Origin of the sequence: Archangium lipolyticum, from assembly GCF_024623785.1 — a bacterium.
Lineage (GTDB): Bacteria > Myxococcota > Myxococcia > Myxococcales > Myxococcaceae > Archangium > Archangium lipolyticum.
The window spans coordinates 30298-48008 of the sequence record NZ_JANKBZ010000036.1 but is presented as its reverse complement, the minus strand read 5'-3'; the positions used below and the strand labels follow the sequence as shown (position 1 = coordinate 48008).

The 17711-nt window shown below is 69.7% G+C and carries 10 protein-coding genes; 3 read left to right on the top strand and 7 right to left on the bottom strand.

Annotated features, from left to right (window positions below):
* Positions 1–8: 8 nt before the first annotated feature.
* The 5 genes from NR810_RS43900 to NR810_RS43880 form a co-directional block, all read right to left on the bottom strand.
* Positions 9–2525, bottom strand: a complete 2517-nt coding sequence (locus tag NR810_RS43900; RefSeq protein ID WP_257461490.1) for an ATP-binding protein — start codon at positions 2523–2525, stop codon at positions 9–11.
* Entirely contained in the window at positions 2522–3490 is a 969-nt protein-coding gene (locus NR810_RS43895; protein ID WP_257461488.1) for an ABC transporter substrate-binding protein, read from the bottom strand. Before NR810_RS43895 ends, NR810_RS43900 begins: the two co-directional genes overlap by 4 nt.
* A 241-nt stretch (positions 3491–3731) precedes the next feature.
* Positions 3732–5378 carry a hypothetical protein gene (locus NR810_RS43890; protein WP_257461487.1) on the bottom strand — a complete coding sequence of 549 codons (1647 nt, stop codon included), beginning with the start codon at positions 5376–5378 and terminating at the stop codon, positions 3732–3734.
* A gap of 128 nt (positions 5379–5506) precedes the next feature.
* The gene (locus tag NR810_RS43885) at positions 5507–6061 is read right to left on the bottom strand and encodes a DUF2165 domain-containing protein (protein WP_257461486.1); all 555 of its coding nucleotides are present in this window, start codon (positions 6059–6061) and stop codon (positions 5507–5509) included.
* Between the two features lie 84 nt (positions 6062–6145).
* Positions 6146–6913 (bottom strand): enoyl-ACP reductase FabI, encoded by a 768-nt coding sequence (locus tag NR810_RS43880; RefSeq protein ID WP_257461485.1) that lies wholly within the window; start codon positions 6911–6913, stop codon positions 6146–6148.
* Between the two features lie 102 nt (positions 6914–7015).
* On the opposite strand from NR810_RS43880, the gene NR810_RS43875 reads away from it, so the two are divergent.
* Entirely contained in the window at positions 7016–12985 is a 5970-nt protein-coding gene (locus tag NR810_RS43875; RefSeq protein ID WP_257461483.1) for a type I polyketide synthase, read from the top strand.
* On the opposite strand, the gene NR810_RS43870 is transcribed toward NR810_RS43875, so the two are convergent.
* Together NR810_RS43870 and NR810_RS43865 are read right to left on the bottom strand one after the other, a co-directional pair.
* The gene (locus NR810_RS43870; protein ID WP_257461482.1) at positions 12914–14233 is read right to left on the bottom strand and encodes a toll/interleukin-1 receptor domain-containing protein; all 1320 of its coding nucleotides are present in this window, start codon (positions 14231–14233) and stop codon (positions 12914–12916) included. The genes NR810_RS43875 and NR810_RS43870 overlap by 72 nt on opposite strands.
* 14 nt (positions 14234–14247) lie before the next feature.
* Complete coding sequence (locus tag NR810_RS43865) at positions 14248–15990, bottom strand: DUF4231 domain-containing protein (protein WP_257461481.1); 1743 nt, start codon at positions 15988–15990, stop codon at positions 14248–14250.
* Positions 15991–16223: 233 nt separating this feature from the next.
* Between NR810_RS43865 and NR810_RS43860 the strand changes: the two genes are divergently transcribed.
* Entirely contained in the window at positions 16224–16727 is a 504-nt protein-coding gene (locus NR810_RS43860; RefSeq protein ID WP_257461479.1) for a hypothetical protein, read from the top strand.
* Positions 16724–17632, top strand: coding sequence for a UbiA family prenyltransferase (locus NR810_RS43855; RefSeq protein WP_257461477.1), 909 nt, complete (start codon positions 16724–16726; stop codon positions 17630–17632). Before NR810_RS43860 ends, NR810_RS43855 begins: the two co-directional genes overlap by 4 nt.
* Positions 17633–17711: the final 79 nt, after the last annotated feature.

Here is a 17711-nt window from a genome sequence, read left to right as displayed (position 1 = left end):
GGACCCGCTCAGGGTCCAGGCGCGGAAGGGCTCCCCGCGTGGAGCTCCGGTGGAGGGGCGCCGGGTGCTCGCGAGTCCCGGGCGGGTTCGAGCGGCAGCTCGACGGTGAAGACGGAGCCGGCTCCCGGCTGGCTCGCGACGTGGATGTCTCCGCCGAGCGAGCGGACGATGGCGCGCGAGATGTAGAGGCCCAGCCCCAGTCCGCCGTACTGCCGGGTGGAGACCGCCCGCTCGAAACGCTCGAAGATGCGCCCGAGGTCCTTGGTGGCGATTCCGATGCCGTGGTCCCGGATGCTCCAGCGCGCCCTCCCACCGGACGAGGCGACGTGGATCTCCACCGGCCGGCCCACGCCGTACTTCAGCGCGTTGATGACGAGGTTGGTGAGGACCTGCTCCAGGCGCATCCGGTCCCAGTGACCCACGGTGGGCCCCTCGATGGTGACGAGCAGCTGGCAGCCGGCGGCGCTGGCCTGCTCGGAGAAACGCTCGGCCTGATCCCAGGTCAGCTCCACCAGGTCCACCTCCTCCAATTGCAGGCGGAGCCGGCCGGAGGTGAGGCGGGAGACGTCGAGCAGATCATCGACGAGCTGGGACAGGCGCTTCACCTGTTCGAGCGCCTTGTCCACCTTCGGCATCAGGTGGCTGGCACCCGCTCCGCCGGCGCTGGCGGCCAGCGCGCGCCGGAGCGTCTGCAGGTGCAGGCGCAGGGGCGTGAGGGGGGTGTGCAGCTCGTGGGAGGCCACGGAGAGGAAGTCCTCGCGCAGGCGCACCGCTTCCTGGGACTGCTGGTAGAGCCGGGCGTTGTCCATGGCGACCGAGGCGCGCCGGGCCAGCTCCTCGGCGAGTGACAGCTCATGGGGGCCGTACTCGAAACCCGGTCTGTCCGACACCAGCAGCATGGCCGCCAGCGTCTGCCCCCGCGCGGAGAGCGGGAGGGCCATGGCGGTCCTCGCGCCCATCCGCCGCAGCATTTCCGGGTACTCCGCGTCGGCGTCGCCGGTATGGAACAGGGCCCGGGTGGCCTCGGTCGCGAGCAGCGGCCTGCCGGTGCGCAGCACGTGCACGGTGGGCTGGAGCGTGTTCCAGCCCGGCGGGTAGCGCTCCGTCAGCTCGCGCAGCAACCTCTTCCGGGTCGGATCCTGGTGCACCTGGGCCGCGCGGTGGATCCGCCCCGCGTCGTCCACCCTGTCGATGACGCACCACTGGCCGAGCTGGGGCACGGCCAGCCGCGCCACACGCTCCAGGGTGCTCGTCTCGTCGAGCAGCTCCGCCAGCTGCGTGCTGGCCTCGAGGAGGACGCGCTGGGTGTCCTCGGCGCGCTTGCGCTCGGTGATGTCGATGAACGTCGAGACGATGCCGACCGGACTGCCGTCCAGGCGCAGGGGATGGGACCAGCGCTCCACCGGGAAGCTCGTGCCGTCCTTGCGCCAGAGGACATCCTCCGTGGTGTGGTACGGGGTGCCGGTCTTCAGTGCCCGGAGGATGGGGCACTCGCTCTCGGGGTAGGGCGTGCCGTCCGCGCGGGTGTGGTGCCATGTCCCGTGCGCATCGCGGCCCAGCAGCTCGCTCGCATCCGAATAGCCGAGCATCCGGACGGCGGAGCGGTTGACGAAGGTGCTGCACCCGTCGGGGTCCACTCCGAGGATGCCCTCCGCGGTCGAGTCGAGCAGCAACCGGACGTGGGCCTCGCTCTCCTCGAGCTGGGACTGGGTCGTGCGCAGATGATCGGCCATGTCGTCGAAGGCCTGGCACACCTGGGCGAGCTCGTCGCGCCCGGTGAGCCCGCAGCGCGTCTCCCAGTCGCGCGTGGCGATGCTCCGGGTGGCGGCGACCAGCCGGTCCACCCTCCGGGTGAGGGCGAAGTAGGAGAAGAGCCAGAGCAGCCCCGCGAGCAGGCCGATCATCAGGCTGCGCTTCATCACGCCCAGCCGCACCTGCTGGAGTCCCTGCACCTTGAGGGTGGTGAGATCCCGCTCGACGACCAGGAGCCAGACCGCCGGGGGGGAGAGCATCCCCGGGTGTGGCGGCCCCAGGACGGGGTAGCAGCCCACCAGGGCTCCACCCTCGGGGGTCACCCGGACACTCGCGGCGAGGTGCTGGCGGGCCATCTCCATCCGGTGCTCCGCATCCCCGGAGTACAGCTCGGGGTGGAGGGCTCGGGCCGGCCGGCCCAGCTCGATGCGCCGGGTCGAGGCGACCACCGTGCCGGTCTCGTCGATGAGCAGGGCCGTCTGGATATGGGGATCCGTCCCCAGGCTGGCGATCTCCCCCTGCGTCTGCTCCAGGTCCCGCATTCGCAGGAGCAGCTCCAGGTGAGCCTGCTTCTCTCCCAGCCGATGGGTGAGCCCCTCGAGGGTGTACGCCTCGATCTGCTGGAGGGTGACGCGCGAGCTCTGCCGCAGGTCGTAGAGGCCCAACGTCGCCGCGAAGATCAGCAGGACCAGCGGGAGGGTGATGCGCAGGGGGGGCAGACCCCGGCCTCTCCTCGCACGGTCTCCGGGTTGGCGGTCCCGGGAGCGCCTCATCTCCCGTCCTCCCGAACCTCCTCGAGGAATCGAGCATCCAGCATCTCCTCGGGCTGGATGGGCTCCTGCATCAGCCCCTGTGCCAGCATGAAGCGTTGCAGGGGCCGCGCCAATTCGACGAGCGCGGGAGAGGGGGCTCCCAGCAGGGCGCGGTTCTCGTCGAGGGACAGCAGCCGCAGGCCCCGCAGGGCCGTGGTGAACTCCGAGGGGCTCATGTCGAGACGTGGGCTCATCCGGGCCACCGCGTCGTCCGGGGAGCGCCGCAGATATTCCAGGCTCTGGAACCATCCCTGGAGCAGGTGCTCCACCTGACGGGAGTACCGCTCGAGGCGATCCTCTCGCACCACCAGCACGTCGATGATCTCCTCCGGCAACGCGCTGCTGTCGAGGAGCTCGTGTGCCCCCGCGCGCCGCAGCCTGTCCACGAAGGGCTCGAAGGTGACCACGGCGTCCACACGTCCCGCTTCGTAGGCGCGCACCTGCTGATCCACCGGTATCCGGACGATCTGGACGTCCGAGGGCTGGAGCCCCGCCTGCGCCAACGCCCGGCCGAGCACATACGGGCTCGTCGTCAGATCCTCCACCGCCACCTTCCGCCCCCGGAGCTCCTCGAGCCCCCGCACCTCTGGCCGCGCCATGAGGGCATCGCCTCCGTGCGAGTAGTCCAGGACGAGCACCACTCGCGGCTCGAAGCCGTGCTGCTGGAGCGTGAGCGCCATGTCGAGGGTCATGAGGGCCGCGTCGATGACCCCATTGCGGAAGGCCCGGTTGATCTCACCCAGGGTGGCGTATTCCACCATGCGGACGGAGCGGTCGTCCGTGAAGCCGAGCTCACGCGCGAGGAAGAGGGGCTCGCTCCCAGGCCAGAGGCAGGTGCCGAGGCGCAGCGGGTCCGTCTGCTCTCGAGCACACGAGGGCATGATGAAAAGAAGCAGCAGACCGAACACCCGGACGAGGCTTCGCACGGACACTATTCCTCAGGCGCCTCACCCAAGACTTGGGACGCGGCGGGGCCACCGCAAGGCGGCCCGTGCGAGCGCTTCAGGAAGCGATGCCCCGGACGGTGGCCCCCGCCGGAGAGAAAGGTGCGCCAGGTGGCCGGGCCTCACGTGTCCGCCGCAGCACCCGCATACCCGGCCCGAGCATCTCGAGCGCAGCCCGCGACCGTTGGACATGCGAGGCGGCGGCTCGGTGGCCCGTCAGGCGTCAGCCGTCCGAGTCCTGCTGGTCCTCGATCTGCGTCTCCTGGTAGCCGTTCTCGACGCTGTTGGTCGCCTCGGTCTCGGGGTGCAGGTCCTCGTAATCGCTGACCCTGTCGAGATACGCCTGGATGTATTGCTGGGCGAAGTTCTCGATGCTGGGGTTGACCGTGTTGTTGGAATCCGGGTTCAGCACCTGGTCCAGCAATGCCTCGGCGATGGGCCCCACGCCAGGCGGCAGCTTGACCGCATCCAGCAGGACGTCCGCCAGGAGCTTCAGCGCCTTCGACTCCTCCTCGGGCTCGAGCTCCTGCCGCTCCACCCGCTCGGCGGCGATGTCGACCGCGCCCAGGAAGACGCCGACCTTCTGGAAGGCTTCGTTCTGGCTGCCGGAACCGGGCGGGAGGCTCTCGGCCTGACTCCAGAGATAGTTGTAGGCCGCCTCGAAGCCGCGCGTGAGCACCTCGCTGGCGGGCCGCCCGTCCACCTGCAGCTCGCTGCCACGGGGAGACAGGAGCGTCCCGGCGAAGAACTGGGCGAGGATGTCCGTGCCCCTCGGAGCGGACTCCGAGTTGAAGGGGCTGTCGGTGGTGGTGGCCAGATTCCTGGCGATCTCCTCACCCGCCAGGCCGAACAGGCGCGTTGCGTTCTCCGCGAACTGGTCCTGGGCCGCGGCGTTGAGCGCCTCCGCCGAGGGGTAGATGCCTCCCTGGAACTGCTCGTCGATCTGGAGCGCGACCGTCGAGAAGGCCTTGACGCGCGCCTCCTCGGTGGGGAGCCGCTCGGCGATCAGCGCCTCGGAGGACGTGAAGGCCAGGGCGGTGGCGACACGGTAGCGGGACGCGGCCTCGGGGTCGTCGGTACGCCCCGCCTGCTGCTGGTAGTACTGGCCGACGACGTCGAGCGGCCCGCCCACCTCGCCCGTGTCGTCGCCGAGGGCGAGCAGCAGCGCGAACTCCGTGGGGTTCTCGAAGGTGGAGGCGGTCTCGCGCAGCTCGGCGTCGGAGAGGACGCCGGCCTCGTGCGCGTGCGCGATGGCATCGGCGATCAGCTTCTGGGTCTCGGGTCCATAGACCACCGTGGCGCCATCGGTGTAGGGCAGCTCGGCGCTCTGCGTGAGCAGTTCGGGGTGCTCGGTCGCCAGGAGCGCGATGTACTCATCCTTCTGTGCCTGGGTGAGCGGCGAGTCGGGACCCAGTGCCGCGTAGACCTCGTCGGCGCCGTAGGCCCCGCCGGCGTTGGAGGCTTCCAGGGCCTGCTGCCTGTACAGCTCGGCGGCGGTCTGCGCGTCTCCGCGGCGCGCGGTGGGCGCGCCATCGAGCGAGTTGAACCGGGTCCCGGGCAGACCGAGGGTTCCGAGGATGCCCTTGCCACCCAGTGCGGCCAGCCGGGCCTGGGTGAGGAGGGGATTGGCGTGGGCCACCGTCGCCGCCGTCTTGAGTTGGAGCGACGCGGCGGCATTCAGGTGGGTGCCCGACAGCTGGAGCTGGGGGCCTGCCTTCTTGGGAGTCTTCAGCTCGAACGTGTCGCGCGACGCGGGGCGCTGAGGACGGGCCGGGGCGGTCTGGGCGGTGGCCGCCTGCTTCAGACGGGCAGCGGCCGGAAGCGCGGTGGAGCGGATCGACGGAAGCTGTTTCGTGGTTCGGAGAGTCATGCTCCCCCGTACGGGGGACACGCAGGGCCGGTTACATCGGGTATTTCAATCCTCCATTTTCCCAGGACCGGACCCCACGTGGTGGGGACTCGTTCCGCTACTCGACGAGCATCTCGGCCTCGAGCCGCTCACGAGGTCGCGCTCGGCTCTCGCGCCTGCAAATGGATGAGGACGAGCGCGACTGCCGCGATCATGGCATTGCGGAACGCCGGATCGAGCCCATTCCAGGTCTTCGACTGCCACATCGCGAACCACTCCCCGCCAATGGTGATGAAGCCTCCCAGGAAGAGGACTTCGAACATCAGCAAGCCCACCGTGGAGAGCCGGCGTGGACGGTCGAACTGGCCGGTTCGGAACGCGCGCCCCCAGGCCGCCGTCGCCCAGAACAAGACCACGGCCGTCAGTGACTCCCAGACGATGATCGCGACGTAGGCCACGTCCTGAACCGTCTTGTTGGTGATGGCACGCCACATGAGGTCCTCGTCCTGGAACGTGGTGTCCATCGCGAGCACGTGGCGGACGAAGGCCTCGTTCGTGTCCGGGTCGGTGATGTTCCCGAACGCCACGAGAAAGATGTAGAGAGCGACGAGCCCCGTGAGCACGGTGCAGACCACCGGCAGCGTCCCAAGGTCGAGCAATCGGTCGAGCGCGCGGGAACCGGTGGTGGAGGAAGACGTATTCATGGGCGGTGTGACCCCTGGTGGGTGCCCGTCAGCATACATCGTGACGCCCCCCGCCCGAGGAGCCCGCCCTGAAAAGACAAACCCTCAGCCCACTGCCCCCAGGATCGAGAAGCCGGCATCCACGAACAGCACCTGGCCTGTGAGCTTGCGGGACGCGCTGGAGGCCAGGAACAGCGCCGTGTCCGCTACGTCGGAGGCCTCGACGCGGGTGCGCAGCGGCGCCACCTCCGCGTAGCGCTCGAGCATCACGTCGATGCCGGAGACCGCCTGCGCGGCCAGGGTGCGGATCGGGCCGGCGGAGATGGCGTTGACCCGGACCCCCCGGGGCCCCACCTCCACCGCCAGCTCCCGCACGATGGACTCCAGGGCGGCCTTGGCCACCCCCATCACCTTGTATCCCGGCACGACCCGGGTGGACCCGAGGTACGTCATGGCTATCACGCTCGCGGGCCCGGCCAGATGGGGCAGCGCGGCGCGGGTGAGGCGCAGCAAGCTATAGGCGGAGATCTCCAGCGCCTGGGAGAACTCGGCGCTGGACAGCTCGGAGATGGGCTTGCCGAACGTCTCCAGCGGAGCGAAGCCGATGGAGTGGACCATGACATGGAGCGGTCCCCCCACGGCGGTGAAGAACGCGTCCACCTCGGCCGGGTCCGTGACATCGCACCGGTGGAGGCCATCCGGAGCGAAGTCCGCGTCCTTGAGGGCCTGCAGGACCCGGCTCTTGAAGCGCTGCTGGTAGCCCACGTGGATGCTGGCTCCCGCCTGCTTGAGCGCCCGTGCGACGTGCCAGGCGATGCTGTCCTCGTTGGCGAGGCCGAAGATCGCCGCTCTGGTTCCAGAAAGGTCGAACATCGCTGACTCCACTGGATGCGATGGGTTTCGATTGCACAGTATGAATCAAACACGGCCCCACCGCCGAGGTGGGAAGTGTGCTTTGGGTTTAGATTGCCCAGTATGAACCAGCACGAGCGGATTGCCATCGTCGGCATGGGCGCGGTGTTACCGGACGCATTGGATGTGCCGGCCTTCTGGAACAACATGCTGACGCGCCATTGCTCGATCGCTCCCGTTCCCGAGCAGATCTGGCCCTCTTTCCTATTCGATCCCTCGCGCAAGAACGCGGAGCGGCCGTACTCCCGCCTGGGGTCGGTGGTGAAGGGGCTCTCCTTCCATGCGAAGGAATTCGGCCTGGCGCCATCCACCGAGCCGCAGCTGGACCTCTCCCAGAAGGCGGCGCTCCTGGCCTCGCGGCAGGCGCTGGCGGACTATGGGATTCGTGGCCCCACGGAGGGGCTGAACGCGGCGGTGTACTTCGGCAACCTCCAAGGGGGCACGCAGGCCAAGGGTGAAGCCTGGTTCCGTCTCCTCCACCCGGTGCTGGAGGAGACGGTGGCGCGGCTGCCGTCCGTCCGCGGTCTGCCGGAGGCGGTAAGAGGCTCGCTGACCGAGGAGCTCCGCGCCTCCTGGTACAGCCAGTTCAAGAGCGTGGACGGAGACTCGCTCCCCGGCCTGCTGGGGAACATCACCGCCTCTCGGGTGGCTCACTACTTCAACTTCCAGGGGCCCGCGCAGGTGGTGGATGCGGCCTGTGCCTCGGGGCTCGCGGCGGTGGACAACTCCTGCCGGTTGCTGCTGTCGGGCAAGTGCGATCTCGCGGTGACGGGGGCGGTGGACTTCCTCATGGATATCCCGTCCTACGTGGGCTTCTGCCTGATGGGGGCGCTCTCCGCGGAGGGGAGCTTCCCCTTCGACAGACGGGCCAACGGCTTCATCATGGGTGAGGGCGCGGCGGTCTTCGTGCTCAAGCGCCTCTCCGATGCGCGCGCGGCCGGGGATCGGATCTACGCGGTGATCCGGGGGATCGGCTCCTCCTCGGATGGCCGTGGCCGTTCGCTGGTGGCGCCCAACCCCGATGGACAGATGCGCGCGATGTCGGAGGCCTACCGGCAGGCCGGCGTGGATCCGGCCACCGTCGGGTACATCGAGGCGCACGGGACGGCCACACCCCTGGGAGATCCGGTCGAGATCCACGGCATGCGCGAGATCTTCAAGGACGCCGGCAGAGGGCAGCTCGCGATCGGCTCCGTGAAGGGCAACCTGGGCCACCTCAAGGGGGCGGCGGGTGCGGTGGGGTTGCTGCGCGCGGCCCTGGCGCTCCATGAGGACACCCTTCCACCGCACGCCGGCTTCGAGACCCCCAACCCGCGCTGCGAGCTGGAGTCGTCGCCCTTCCGCGTGCCCCGGGAGCCGCAGGGCTGGGATTCGAAGGTCCGGCGCAGCGCGGTGAGTGCGTTCGGGTTCGGCGGCATCAACTACCACGTGGTGCTGGAAGAGGCGGAGCCCGGCACGGCCCGGAAGCGTGCGCCCCGGCCGACCCAGCGCCCAGGGCTGCCGCTGGGGCTGGGAGTGATTGCCCTGGGCGCGAACAGCCGCCAGGATCTGCTGGCGGAGCTGTCCAGGCTCCGCGCCGAGGCCCCCTCCGCGCGGGCTCTGGCGGAGCGCCTGTGCGCGCGTCCGCTGCTGGGTGAGGCCCCTGTCCGGCTCGCCTTCTTCGCCGAGGACGCGGAGAGCTGTGCCAGGTGCCTGGAGGCCGCGGGCACCTTCCTGGAGAAGGGCGGCAGCACCGCGAGGCTCGATGCGCTGGGGATCTCCTTCCGCGAGGGCCCGGTGGTGGGGGGCGGGGTGGCCTTCATGTTCCCCGGCCAGGGCAGCCAGTACGTGGGGATGCTGGATGAGCTCCGCAAGCGCTACCCCCTCGTCCAGCAGGCGCTCGACGAGGCCGACGAGGTGATGAGCGCGCTCCTGCCCCGGAAGCTGTCCTCCTATCTCTACGTGGAGCCGGGCCAGGATCCGGATGATGCCTTCATCGAGTTGACCCGGACCGAGATCCTCCAACCGGCGATGCTCGCCTGTGACGAGGCCCTGCGGCGGCTGCTGACTCCGCTGGTGACCCCCCAGCTGGTCATGGGCCACTCGCTGGGGGAGTACGGCGCCTGCGTGGCGGCGGGGGTGCTCCAGTTCGGCCAGGCGCTCAAGCTGGTGTCCGCCCGCGGAGACGCGATGGCGAACGTCAAGACGGAGGACCCCGGGCTGATGCTCGGGGTAGGCGCGGGCGAGGCCCAGGTGCAGCAACTGCTCCAAGGCATCGAGGGCTACGCCGTCATCGTGAACAAGAACTGCCATACCCAGACGATCGTCGGAGGGGCCACGGCGGCGGTGGAGGCAGCGGACGCCCGGATGAAGGCCGCCGGCCTGGAGACGGTGTTCCTGCCGGTGTCGCATGCCTTCCACTCGGCCATCGTCTCGCCGGCCAGCGAGCCCCTGCGGCGCGAGCTGGACAAGATGGAGGTGAAGGCCCCGCGGGTGCCCATCCTCTCGAATGTCACGGGCGACTACTATCCGGACGGCCCCAGCGCGACGGAGTGGATTCGCGCCACGCTGGCCCAGCAGCTCGCCAGCCCGGTCGAGTTCATCCAGATGGTGGAGCGGGCCTATGCCGATGGGGTGCGCACCTTCATCGAGGTTGGACCGAAGCGAGCGCAGGCCGGCTTCGTCTCCGACATCCTCAAGGGCCGGCCGCACCGGTCGCTGCACCTGTGTCACCCGAAGCTCGGAGAGGTGCAGACGCTGGGCCGCGCCATGGCCTCCCTCGTGGCCGATGGGCAGGTCCCCTACGGCGACCCCACGGCACGGCGGTCTGCTCCCGCGGGAGAGGTGGCGCCCCGGCCTCCCTTCCTTCCACCGATGCTGCCGATGAAGCCCACGGCCCCGGCCCCCGTGGCGCAGCCCGCCGCGGCCGCGGTCCCGCTCGTCCCCCTCATGGGCTCGTTCGCGGTGCTGGATGGGGTGAGCCAGGATCCGCGCTTCTGGCAATTCGTCGCGATGCAGGCGCCGCTGCTCGCCAATTACCTCGCCGGCTCCTACCGGGCCGCGCTCTCGCTCGCTCCAGGCGCGCCGGCGCTCCAGGCGTTGCCCGGGCTCCCTCCCGTGGCGCCGGAGGCGGCCCCCGCGCCCGCTCCCATCGCCCCGCCCGCGTCCGTCGCCCCACCCGCTGCCCCAGGTCCCATCACGGACTTCACCAGCTGGGTCCTCGAGCGGGTGGCGGCGAAGACCGGGTACACGAAGGAGGAGCTGGACCTCGATAGCCAGCTCGAGTCCGAGCTGGGCGTGGACAGCATCCGGCAGATCGACGTGGCGATGTCGCTGCGAGACGAGCTCCAGCTGCCCCCGGATGACCGCTTCCGCCTCTCGGACTACCCGACGCTCCGGAAGTTGATCGGCTACCTGGAGCAGAGGATGGCCGCCGTGCGCGGCGCTCCCCCTCCGGGCGCTCCCATCCCCGCGGCTTCTGCTTCTCCAGCCGTGGAGCTGACCACCCGGGTCCTCCAGCGGGTGGTCCAGAAGACCGGCTATGAGCTCTCCGAGCTGCAGCAGAACCTGGACGCGAACCTCGAGTCCGAGCTTGGCATCGATAGCATCCGTCAGATGGAGGTGCTCCTCGCGCTGCGGGAGGAGTTCAAGTTCACGGGGGATGATGGCTTCCGGCTGTCCAACTACCCCACGCTCCGCAGCCTGATCGCCTACCTGGAAGAACGGGTGGGCGGAGGAGGCCCGCAGCGCCCTTTTGACGTTGCCCGGCCGGCGCCCATCGCCGAGCCGGGTGACGCGGAGCCGCTGAAGGCACCTCTCTTCGCTCGCAGGCTCTTCCTCGAGGCGGCGCCGCCAGCGCTCTCCGCCAGGCACCGGCCGCTGGCCGTGCTCTGTCCGGACGCTGACCCGGAGGCCCCCTGGCAGAAGCTGCCTGGACGCAAGGTGATGATCCCGCCCTCCATGAGCGAGGATGAGATCCAACAGTCGCTGGGCAGCCTCGAGGGCGTGAACCTGGTGGATGCCTGTGCCCTGGCGCCAGGAAAGGGCTCGGCCACCGCCGCGGCACAGGCCGCGCTCAGGCGTGTCTTCCGCGTGGCGAGGGCGATCAGCCGCTCTCCGGGGCGGCCCGCGCGGGTGGTGGTGCTCACCAGGATGGGCGGAGGGCTGGGGCTGGAACCAGGGGCGTCCACCACCACGGAGGCGCTCGCGGGCTCGGCCGCGGCGGCAGGCGCCTGGAAGAGTGTGGGCCGGGAGTGGTCGGAGGAGAAGACGCACGTCGCGGTGACCGTGGCGGACCTGTCCAGCTCGCCCACCGCCGAGGACCTGGAGGCGCTGGGTGCCGAGCTGAGCGCGGAGACCGGGCCCCTGGAGGTGGCGTTCCACCAGGGAGTGCGCCGGGCTCCGGTCCTGAGGGCCGCGGCGCTCTCCCAGGGGGAGCTGCCGCGCGGCGGGGTCGTGCTCCTCGTGGGTGGAGCCAGGGGCATCCTCTCCCGGGCCTCGCTGGAGCTGGCCCGAGCAGGCTACCGGCTCGCGCTGGTGGGCAGGACCCCGCGAGGGAGCGTGGCGGCGGGCCTGGATCGGACGCGCATCCGCGCGCTGGCCAGGGAGAAGGCGGGCGCGGGGGCTTCCACCTCCGAGGTCAACCGCCAGGCGGAGCTCCTGACGCGGCAGGCGGAGGTCGAGGCGACCCTCGAGGAGCTGTCACGGATGGGAGCCGAGGTGCTCTACCTCTCCGCGGATGCCTCCCGCCCGGAGGAGATGATCGCCGCGGTAGAGGAGGTCCGGCGGCGCTTCGGCAGGCTGGACGCGGTGATTCACGGGGCGGGCGTGGATCAAAGCAAGAGCCTGCTCTCGAAGCGGGAAGAGGAGCTGGACCAGGTCCTGCTGCCCAAGGTGGCGGGGCTGGAAGCGCTGGCTCGGGCCGCAGCACCCGCGAAGCTCTGCACGATCGGCTCCGTGACCGGGAGGTTCGGCAACGCGGGGCAGATCGACTACGGCGCGGCCAATGAGGTCCTCTCCAAGCTCTGCCTGGCCTTCGGTGGCACGGCGTTGGACTTCACCGCCTGGGCGGACGTGGGCATGGCCGTGGTCTTCGCGCCAGTGATGCGGGAGCGCGGCATGGATCTCCTCCCTCCCGGGGAGGGGGTGAAGATCCTTCGCGCGGCCGTGGGGCCGGGTGCGCCCGGCGAGTGGGTGATCTGCGGCAGGCTCCCGGGTGTGCTTGCCTTCGAGCCGCCACTCCCCACCCGGAACCAGCTGTTCGTTCCAGGCGCGGAGCGCGTCGACTCCTTCTCGCTGGCGATGGAGAACTGCGCCTTCCTGAGAGATCACCGCGCGACGAGTGGAGGGCTGCTGCCCGGAGTCGTGGGGCTCGAGCTGATGGCCTTCGCGGCGAGAACCGTGGCCCCCGAGCTGCCGTTGACGTCCATCAGGGGCCTGTCCTTCGCCGCTCCGCTGAAGGTGTTCGCGGACAAGCCGAGGGAAGCCACCGTGCGGGCAGAGCGCGGGCAGGCAGGCCCCGAGGGGCTGATCACACGGGCACACATCCAGGTAGGGGACACGCTCCATCACCGGGCGGAGCTGCTCCTGGGCGGAGCCCTCCCCGTACCCGAGGCGCCCACGGCCCGCCCCACGGCTCCCGGCCCTGACGCGGAGGCCATCTACCGGTTCTTCTTCCATGGGCCCTCCTTCCAGGCCGTGGAGTCGACCTGGATGTCCGAGCACATGTTGCTGGCCCGCTCCAAGCCGCTCCGGCCGCCGCTGGGCGAGGACCTTGCCCCCTCGGCCCGCGTCCGGGCCATGGCGCGGGAGGTGGCCCTTCAAGCCGCTGGCATCTTCCTCTGGGCCGCGCGCAAGCAGGCCGGGCTGCCCGTGGGAATCCAGCAGGTGCACATCCTCCAGGAGGCGCGAGAAGGCGAGCAGGTGGAGGCCACCGCGGCGCCGCGGTCGCACCTCGGGACGGCCAGCCGGTTCGACGTGTGGCTACGGGGAGATGACGGGAGGCTCCTGGAAGCGTGGAGCGGGCTCGAGTTCCAGAAGCTCGCCGATGTCTGATGTGAGGAGCCTTCGGAGGGCTCCTCTTCGCGCGGCAGTGCTCAGCAGCTCAGCGGTTCCCCCATCCTCGTCCATCGTTCCCGCATCCAGCGGTGGTTGCACCACGCCCGCGTCGCTCCCAGCATCCAGCGGTGGTTGCACCACGCCCGCGTCGCTCCCCGCATCCAGCGGCGGTTGCACCACACCCGCGTCGCTCCCCGCGTCCAGCGGTGGTTGCATCACACCCGCGTCACTCCCCGCATCCAGCGGCGGTTGCACCACGCCCGCGTCGCTCCCCGCGTCCAGCGGTGATTGCATCACACCCGCATCACTCCCCGCATCCAGCGGCGGTTGCACCACGCCCGCGTCACTCCCCGCATCCAGCGGTGGTTGCACCACACCCGCGTCGCTCCCCGCGTCCAGCGGTGGTTGCACCACACCCGCGTCTCCGCGCGATGAGCGTGACGTTCGTTTCTTGGTTCTCGCTGTGCCCGATGGGGTCACCCCCGCATCTCCGGCTCCTCCGATGGCCTCTTGCGGCGTCCGCGCCGGAGCGAGCTCCTCGGACACTCCCGCGTCCCCGGCGCCTCCGATGGCTTCTTCTTGCTGCGTCCGCGCCGGAGCGAGTCCCTCGGCCACTCCCGCGTCCCCGGCGCCTCCAATGTCATCTGTCGGCTTGGGCGCTCGCTCCCACACCCACAGAATCCCGGAGAACACCACGACGGTGAGGGCGATGACGAACCCGACCGCGCCCCACCGACGCCATTGGGCTCCGGGTCCCGGAGTGGGCTCTCCGGGTGGACGCCCTCCACCGAGCGCGGCCTGGATGGCGCCGATGAGGTTCGCCATGTCGGTGCGGAACCGGGGATCGCTGATCTCGATGGCGTTGCGCCGGGCCAGGGGGGCGAGAGCCGGAGGAAGCTCCTCTTCGGAGGGGAAGGTGGCGCCGCCCACCAGCACGGGGATGACCCGCACGTTGCGCGACAGGGCCGCGGCCACCTCCAGCCGGACGAAGTCCCCGGGGTTGTCCAGCCGGCGCCGTCCCTGCTTGTCCCGGGCGTTGATCCACTGCGGGCCGATGACGACGAGCAGCACGCCGCACGAGCTGACTGCCTCCTCGATGGCGCGTACGAAGTCGGCGCCAGGCGCGATGGCCTCGATGTCCCGGAAGACGAGCCTCTCTCCGAAATGGGCCACCAGGTGGTCATAGAGCCGGCCCGTGTGCCCCGGACTGTCCTCCCGCCGGTAGCTGACGAAGATTCGTGCCATCCCTGCCCCCTCGGTCAGTGTTTGTCCGTCTGGGCCTCTCCCGGTTTCTTCTCGTGTCGCGCCTGCATCCGGGCCAGGGTGTCCCTCATCTCCTGCACCCAGCCCGTCAGCTCCGCTTGGAGGACGAATTCGGTGCTGTCGATGAGGTTCTCGAAATTGCGGCGTCGGCCCTGCTCCTCGAGGGAGAGGGCGCTCCACCAGGCCTTGATGTTGTCCAGGTCGGTCGTGGACTGGTGGTACTTCATCAGACGGCTCTCGGCCTGCTGGTAGCCCAGCCAGGCGGTGACGGACGTCACCAGCGACGTCGTCAGGGCCACCCAGAGCTCCGCCCCCATCGCCGCCAACACCGTGCCCGTGCCGCTGGCGAGGATGGTGAGCCACTGCATCCGGTGGGCGCTCCGATCGAGCCTGTCTATCTTCCGCCGGTAGTAGCCGAGCTGATCATCCAGGCGGTAGCGGACGTACCGGAAGGGGGTGAGCCAGCTGAAGCCGTCATCGCCGGGGGCCAGTGAACCGGGAGGGGGCAGTGGGCCGCGGTAGGTGCGCGGTGCGGAGAGGTTGGCCTCTGTCTGCAGGAGCTGGCGGCTGATGGACTTCATCCGGCTGGCCAACCGGCTCTCACAGGAGAACCGGCCCGACCTGGGCTCGCTCCGCTGGCCGATGCGGCAGCGATAGCGGAAGATCTCCTTCTTGAGTGCCTCGGCGTGCGCGCGCAGGAGGATCCACCGGGTGCCGGCCTTGAACTGGCTGGAGGCGGCCACCAGCACGGTGACCGCCGCGGCCAGGAGCACGATGAGCATTCTCAACAACCCATCCACCCGGCCCTTCTCCTCGATGAGCCTCAGGAGGATCAGTTGTGTGTCGAGCAGGGCGATGAACGTGCCCAGGAAGCCCAGGGTCAAGCTCCAGAACTGCAGTCGCCGGAAGATGCGCTGCTGCCGGGTGGAATTGGCGTCGTAGAGGGCGAAGCGCTGCCAGGCCAGCTTGAGGATGGAGTCCTCGCGCAGCTCGCGGTGGAGCAGGTGCTTGAGGTCGCGCGGCGAGCCGTTCACCGGGAAGAGGCAGATGTCGCCATCGGAGAGGATCTCCGCGAGGACCGGGTCGGCGATGTCGGAAGAAGGCCGGGACACCTGGGTGGAGAGCTCGTCCGCCAGCCGGCCGGAGCCCTGGAGGACCACCAGGGGCCAGTGATGGCGGACGGCGGCGAGGGCCTCCTGCCGGGCGACGTCCCCGCCGTTGGCGAGCACCACGACCACGGGGATGCCGCCCTCGGCGAGCGCGGAGGCGAGCGTGTAGAGGGTGGGCGTCTCCCCGCCCCAGGTGTCGCCTTCCACCAGGACGAAGTGGGTGTGGTTCTCGTCGAGCGGCGTCCGTTCCCCGGCGCCATTCCCGGAGGGGCCTCCGGGCCAGGTGACGAGCTGCGAGGGAGCCACGCCGACGAGCAGCGAGCGGTAACCGCGCTCGGCCACCCCCTGACCCATGAGGGCCATGACGCCGGACCAGGTGCCGCCATCGAGGATGAGGGCTCCCGTCTCCACGGCGCAGCGGGCCACCCCTCGGCTGAGGAGTTGCCGCAGACGCGCGTTCAGTTCAGGCGCCAACCCGTTGGCACCTCCGAGCAGGAGGATGAGGGCGCGAGGCCGGGGCAGGTCGAGCGCATGGATGAGCGCGCGAGGATCTTCCCCGGGCGAAGCACGTACCCACTTCGCACGGTTCCCATTGGGAAAGGGGATGTCCCCGGTGCGGGGCTCCGACATGGACGGAAGGTAATGCCAGCTCCGACCTCCTCCCATCCGTCCGAGGGGATGTAGCGGTGTCCGTCTCAGACCTGTTACCCCGACCTTCGGATACGCGACCCTCCTCCGCGCATCCGGGGAAGAGGGCTGTCATGAAGGCAGCACGGGATATCGCCCTCCGGGGCTGAGCGGGAAAGGGCTCCTGGCCGTCAGGCTTCGGCGCCCTATCCTCCACCTCGGAGGCTCAGTCCGCCATGTCCATCAGATCGCACCAAGGCTCGCGCTTCGCCCTGGCAGTCGGACTCATCCTCATGCCAGTCCTCGTCCTGGCTCAGGCGCCCGAGAGCCCCAAGCCGTTCGAGCTGACACCCAACCTGGTCCTGGCGATGTACGGCCTGGGCATTGCCGCCATCACCGTCGCGTGGGTGGCCATTACCTGGCTGTTCGCCCGGAAGAATGCCTTGGGTGATCTCATCGATCTCGTGAAACGGGGGCCGCTCATCAAGTTCGTCACGGTGACGTACATCATCATCGTCATCGTCACCCTGAGCCTGGTGGGGCAATTGGAGAGCTCGCATGTCTCGACGCTGCTCGGGGCCATCGCCGGGTACGTGCTGGGAGATCGCGGGCGGGACGAGCGGGTCGTCGAGGAGAACTGCCCCGAGCCGCGGCCCTCCCGAGCCGGCGCGCCTCCCCCACCGCCGGATCCGAAGCAGGCCTCGGAGGGGCAGCACCCGCCCTCGGAGTTCCACTCATGAGCAGCCGTCCCTTGCGGTTGTCGCTGGCTCACAGAGTCCCCGTGCACCGCGACCAGGGCACGTGGCGGGCCGCTCTCCAGTGGCTCATCCGGAACAAGCTCCATGTGGCCGCCTGCTCACTCGCGGCGACCTGGGCCTGGGGACGCATGATGGGCATTCCCCTCCTGGGGGTGGACCTGTTCGTGGTTCCGGTGCTGGTGCTCAGCATCTACCAGTGGAACAGGCTCAACGATGTCCTCGAGGACGCGGTGAACTGTCCAGACGAGCTCGCCGCGGCCGAACAGGCGCGGGGGCTCATCCGGGTGTCCTGCCTTCTCGGGTCGATTCTCGCGCTCGGGGGTGCCCTGCTCGTGGGGCGCGCGACCGGTGTGCTGGTGGTGTTGATCGGACTGCTGCTCGGCTGGCTCTATGCATTCCGCTCCCGAATGGAGAGCTTCGGCCTGAAGCGTCTGTTCGGCATCAAGAACGTGAGCAGCGCATTCGGATGGACGCTCATGACCGTCCTCTATCCCGGCCTGCATTCCGGCGCCGGCCTCGGAGTGGCATTCTGGGTCGCCGCCGCCTGCATGTTCCTGGCGGTCTGGACGGTGGAGGTCCTCTGGGACATCCGTGATGTCCGTGGAGATGCCGTGGCGGGCATCCCCTCGTTGCCGGTCGTGCTGGGCGTTCCGGCCGCGAGACGTCTCGTCCACGTGGGCAATCTGCTGATCGTGGCGCTCGTTGGGACAGCCGTCCTGACCCGGACGCTGCCTGGCATCTGGGCCCTCATCCTCATCAACCCGCTGCTCACCTTCGTGTGGCTGCGGTTCGACATCGAAACAGGGCGCGGCTGGTCCCACCTCCTCGTGCTCATGCAGACGCTGCTCCTCTTCGGACTTGGTGTGCTCTCCGGTTTCAGCCGCTAGGCACCCCAGGCCGCGTGCTGGCATCTCCCGGCAGCGCCTTCTCCTGCTCTGAGAATTCCGCACGGGTGCGGATACCCGC

What these genes read in the sequence shown, in the direction of transcription:
- NR810_RS43900 (WP_257461490.1), bottom strand. Translation starts at nt 2,525, where the DNA reads ATGAGGCGCTCCCGGGACCGCCAACCCGGAGACCGTGCGAGGAGAGGC.
- NR810_RS43890 (WP_257461487.1), bottom strand. Translation starts at nt 5,378, where the DNA reads ATGACTCTCCGAACCACGAAACAGCTTCCGTCGATCCGCTCCACCGCG.
- NR810_RS43885 (WP_257461486.1), bottom strand. Translation starts at nt 6,061, where the DNA reads ATGAATACGTCTTCCTCCACCACCGGTTCCCGCGCGCTCGACCGATTG.
- NR810_RS43880 (WP_257461485.1), bottom strand. Translation starts at nt 6,913, where the DNA reads ATGTTCGACCTTTCTGGAACCAGAGCGGCGATCTTCGGCCTCGCCAAC.
- NR810_RS43875 (WP_257461483.1), top strand. Translation starts at nt 7,016, where the DNA reads ATGAACCAGCACGAGCGGATTGCCATCGTCGGCATGGGCGCGGTGTTA.
- NR810_RS43870 (WP_257461482.1), bottom strand. Translation starts at nt 14,233, where the DNA reads ATGGCACGAATCTTCGTCAGCTACCGGCGGGAGGACAGTCCGGGGCAC.
- NR810_RS43865 (WP_257461481.1), bottom strand. Translation starts at nt 15,990, where the DNA reads ATGTCGGAGCCCCGCACCGGGGACATCCCCTTTCCCAATGGGAACCGT.
- NR810_RS43860 (WP_257461479.1), top strand. Translation starts at nt 16,224, where the DNA reads ATGTCCATCAGATCGCACCAAGGCTCGCGCTTCGCCCTGGCAGTCGGA.
- NR810_RS43855 (WP_257461477.1), top strand. Translation starts at nt 16,724, where the DNA reads ATGAGCAGCCGTCCCTTGCGGTTGTCGCTGGCTCACAGAGTCCCCGTG.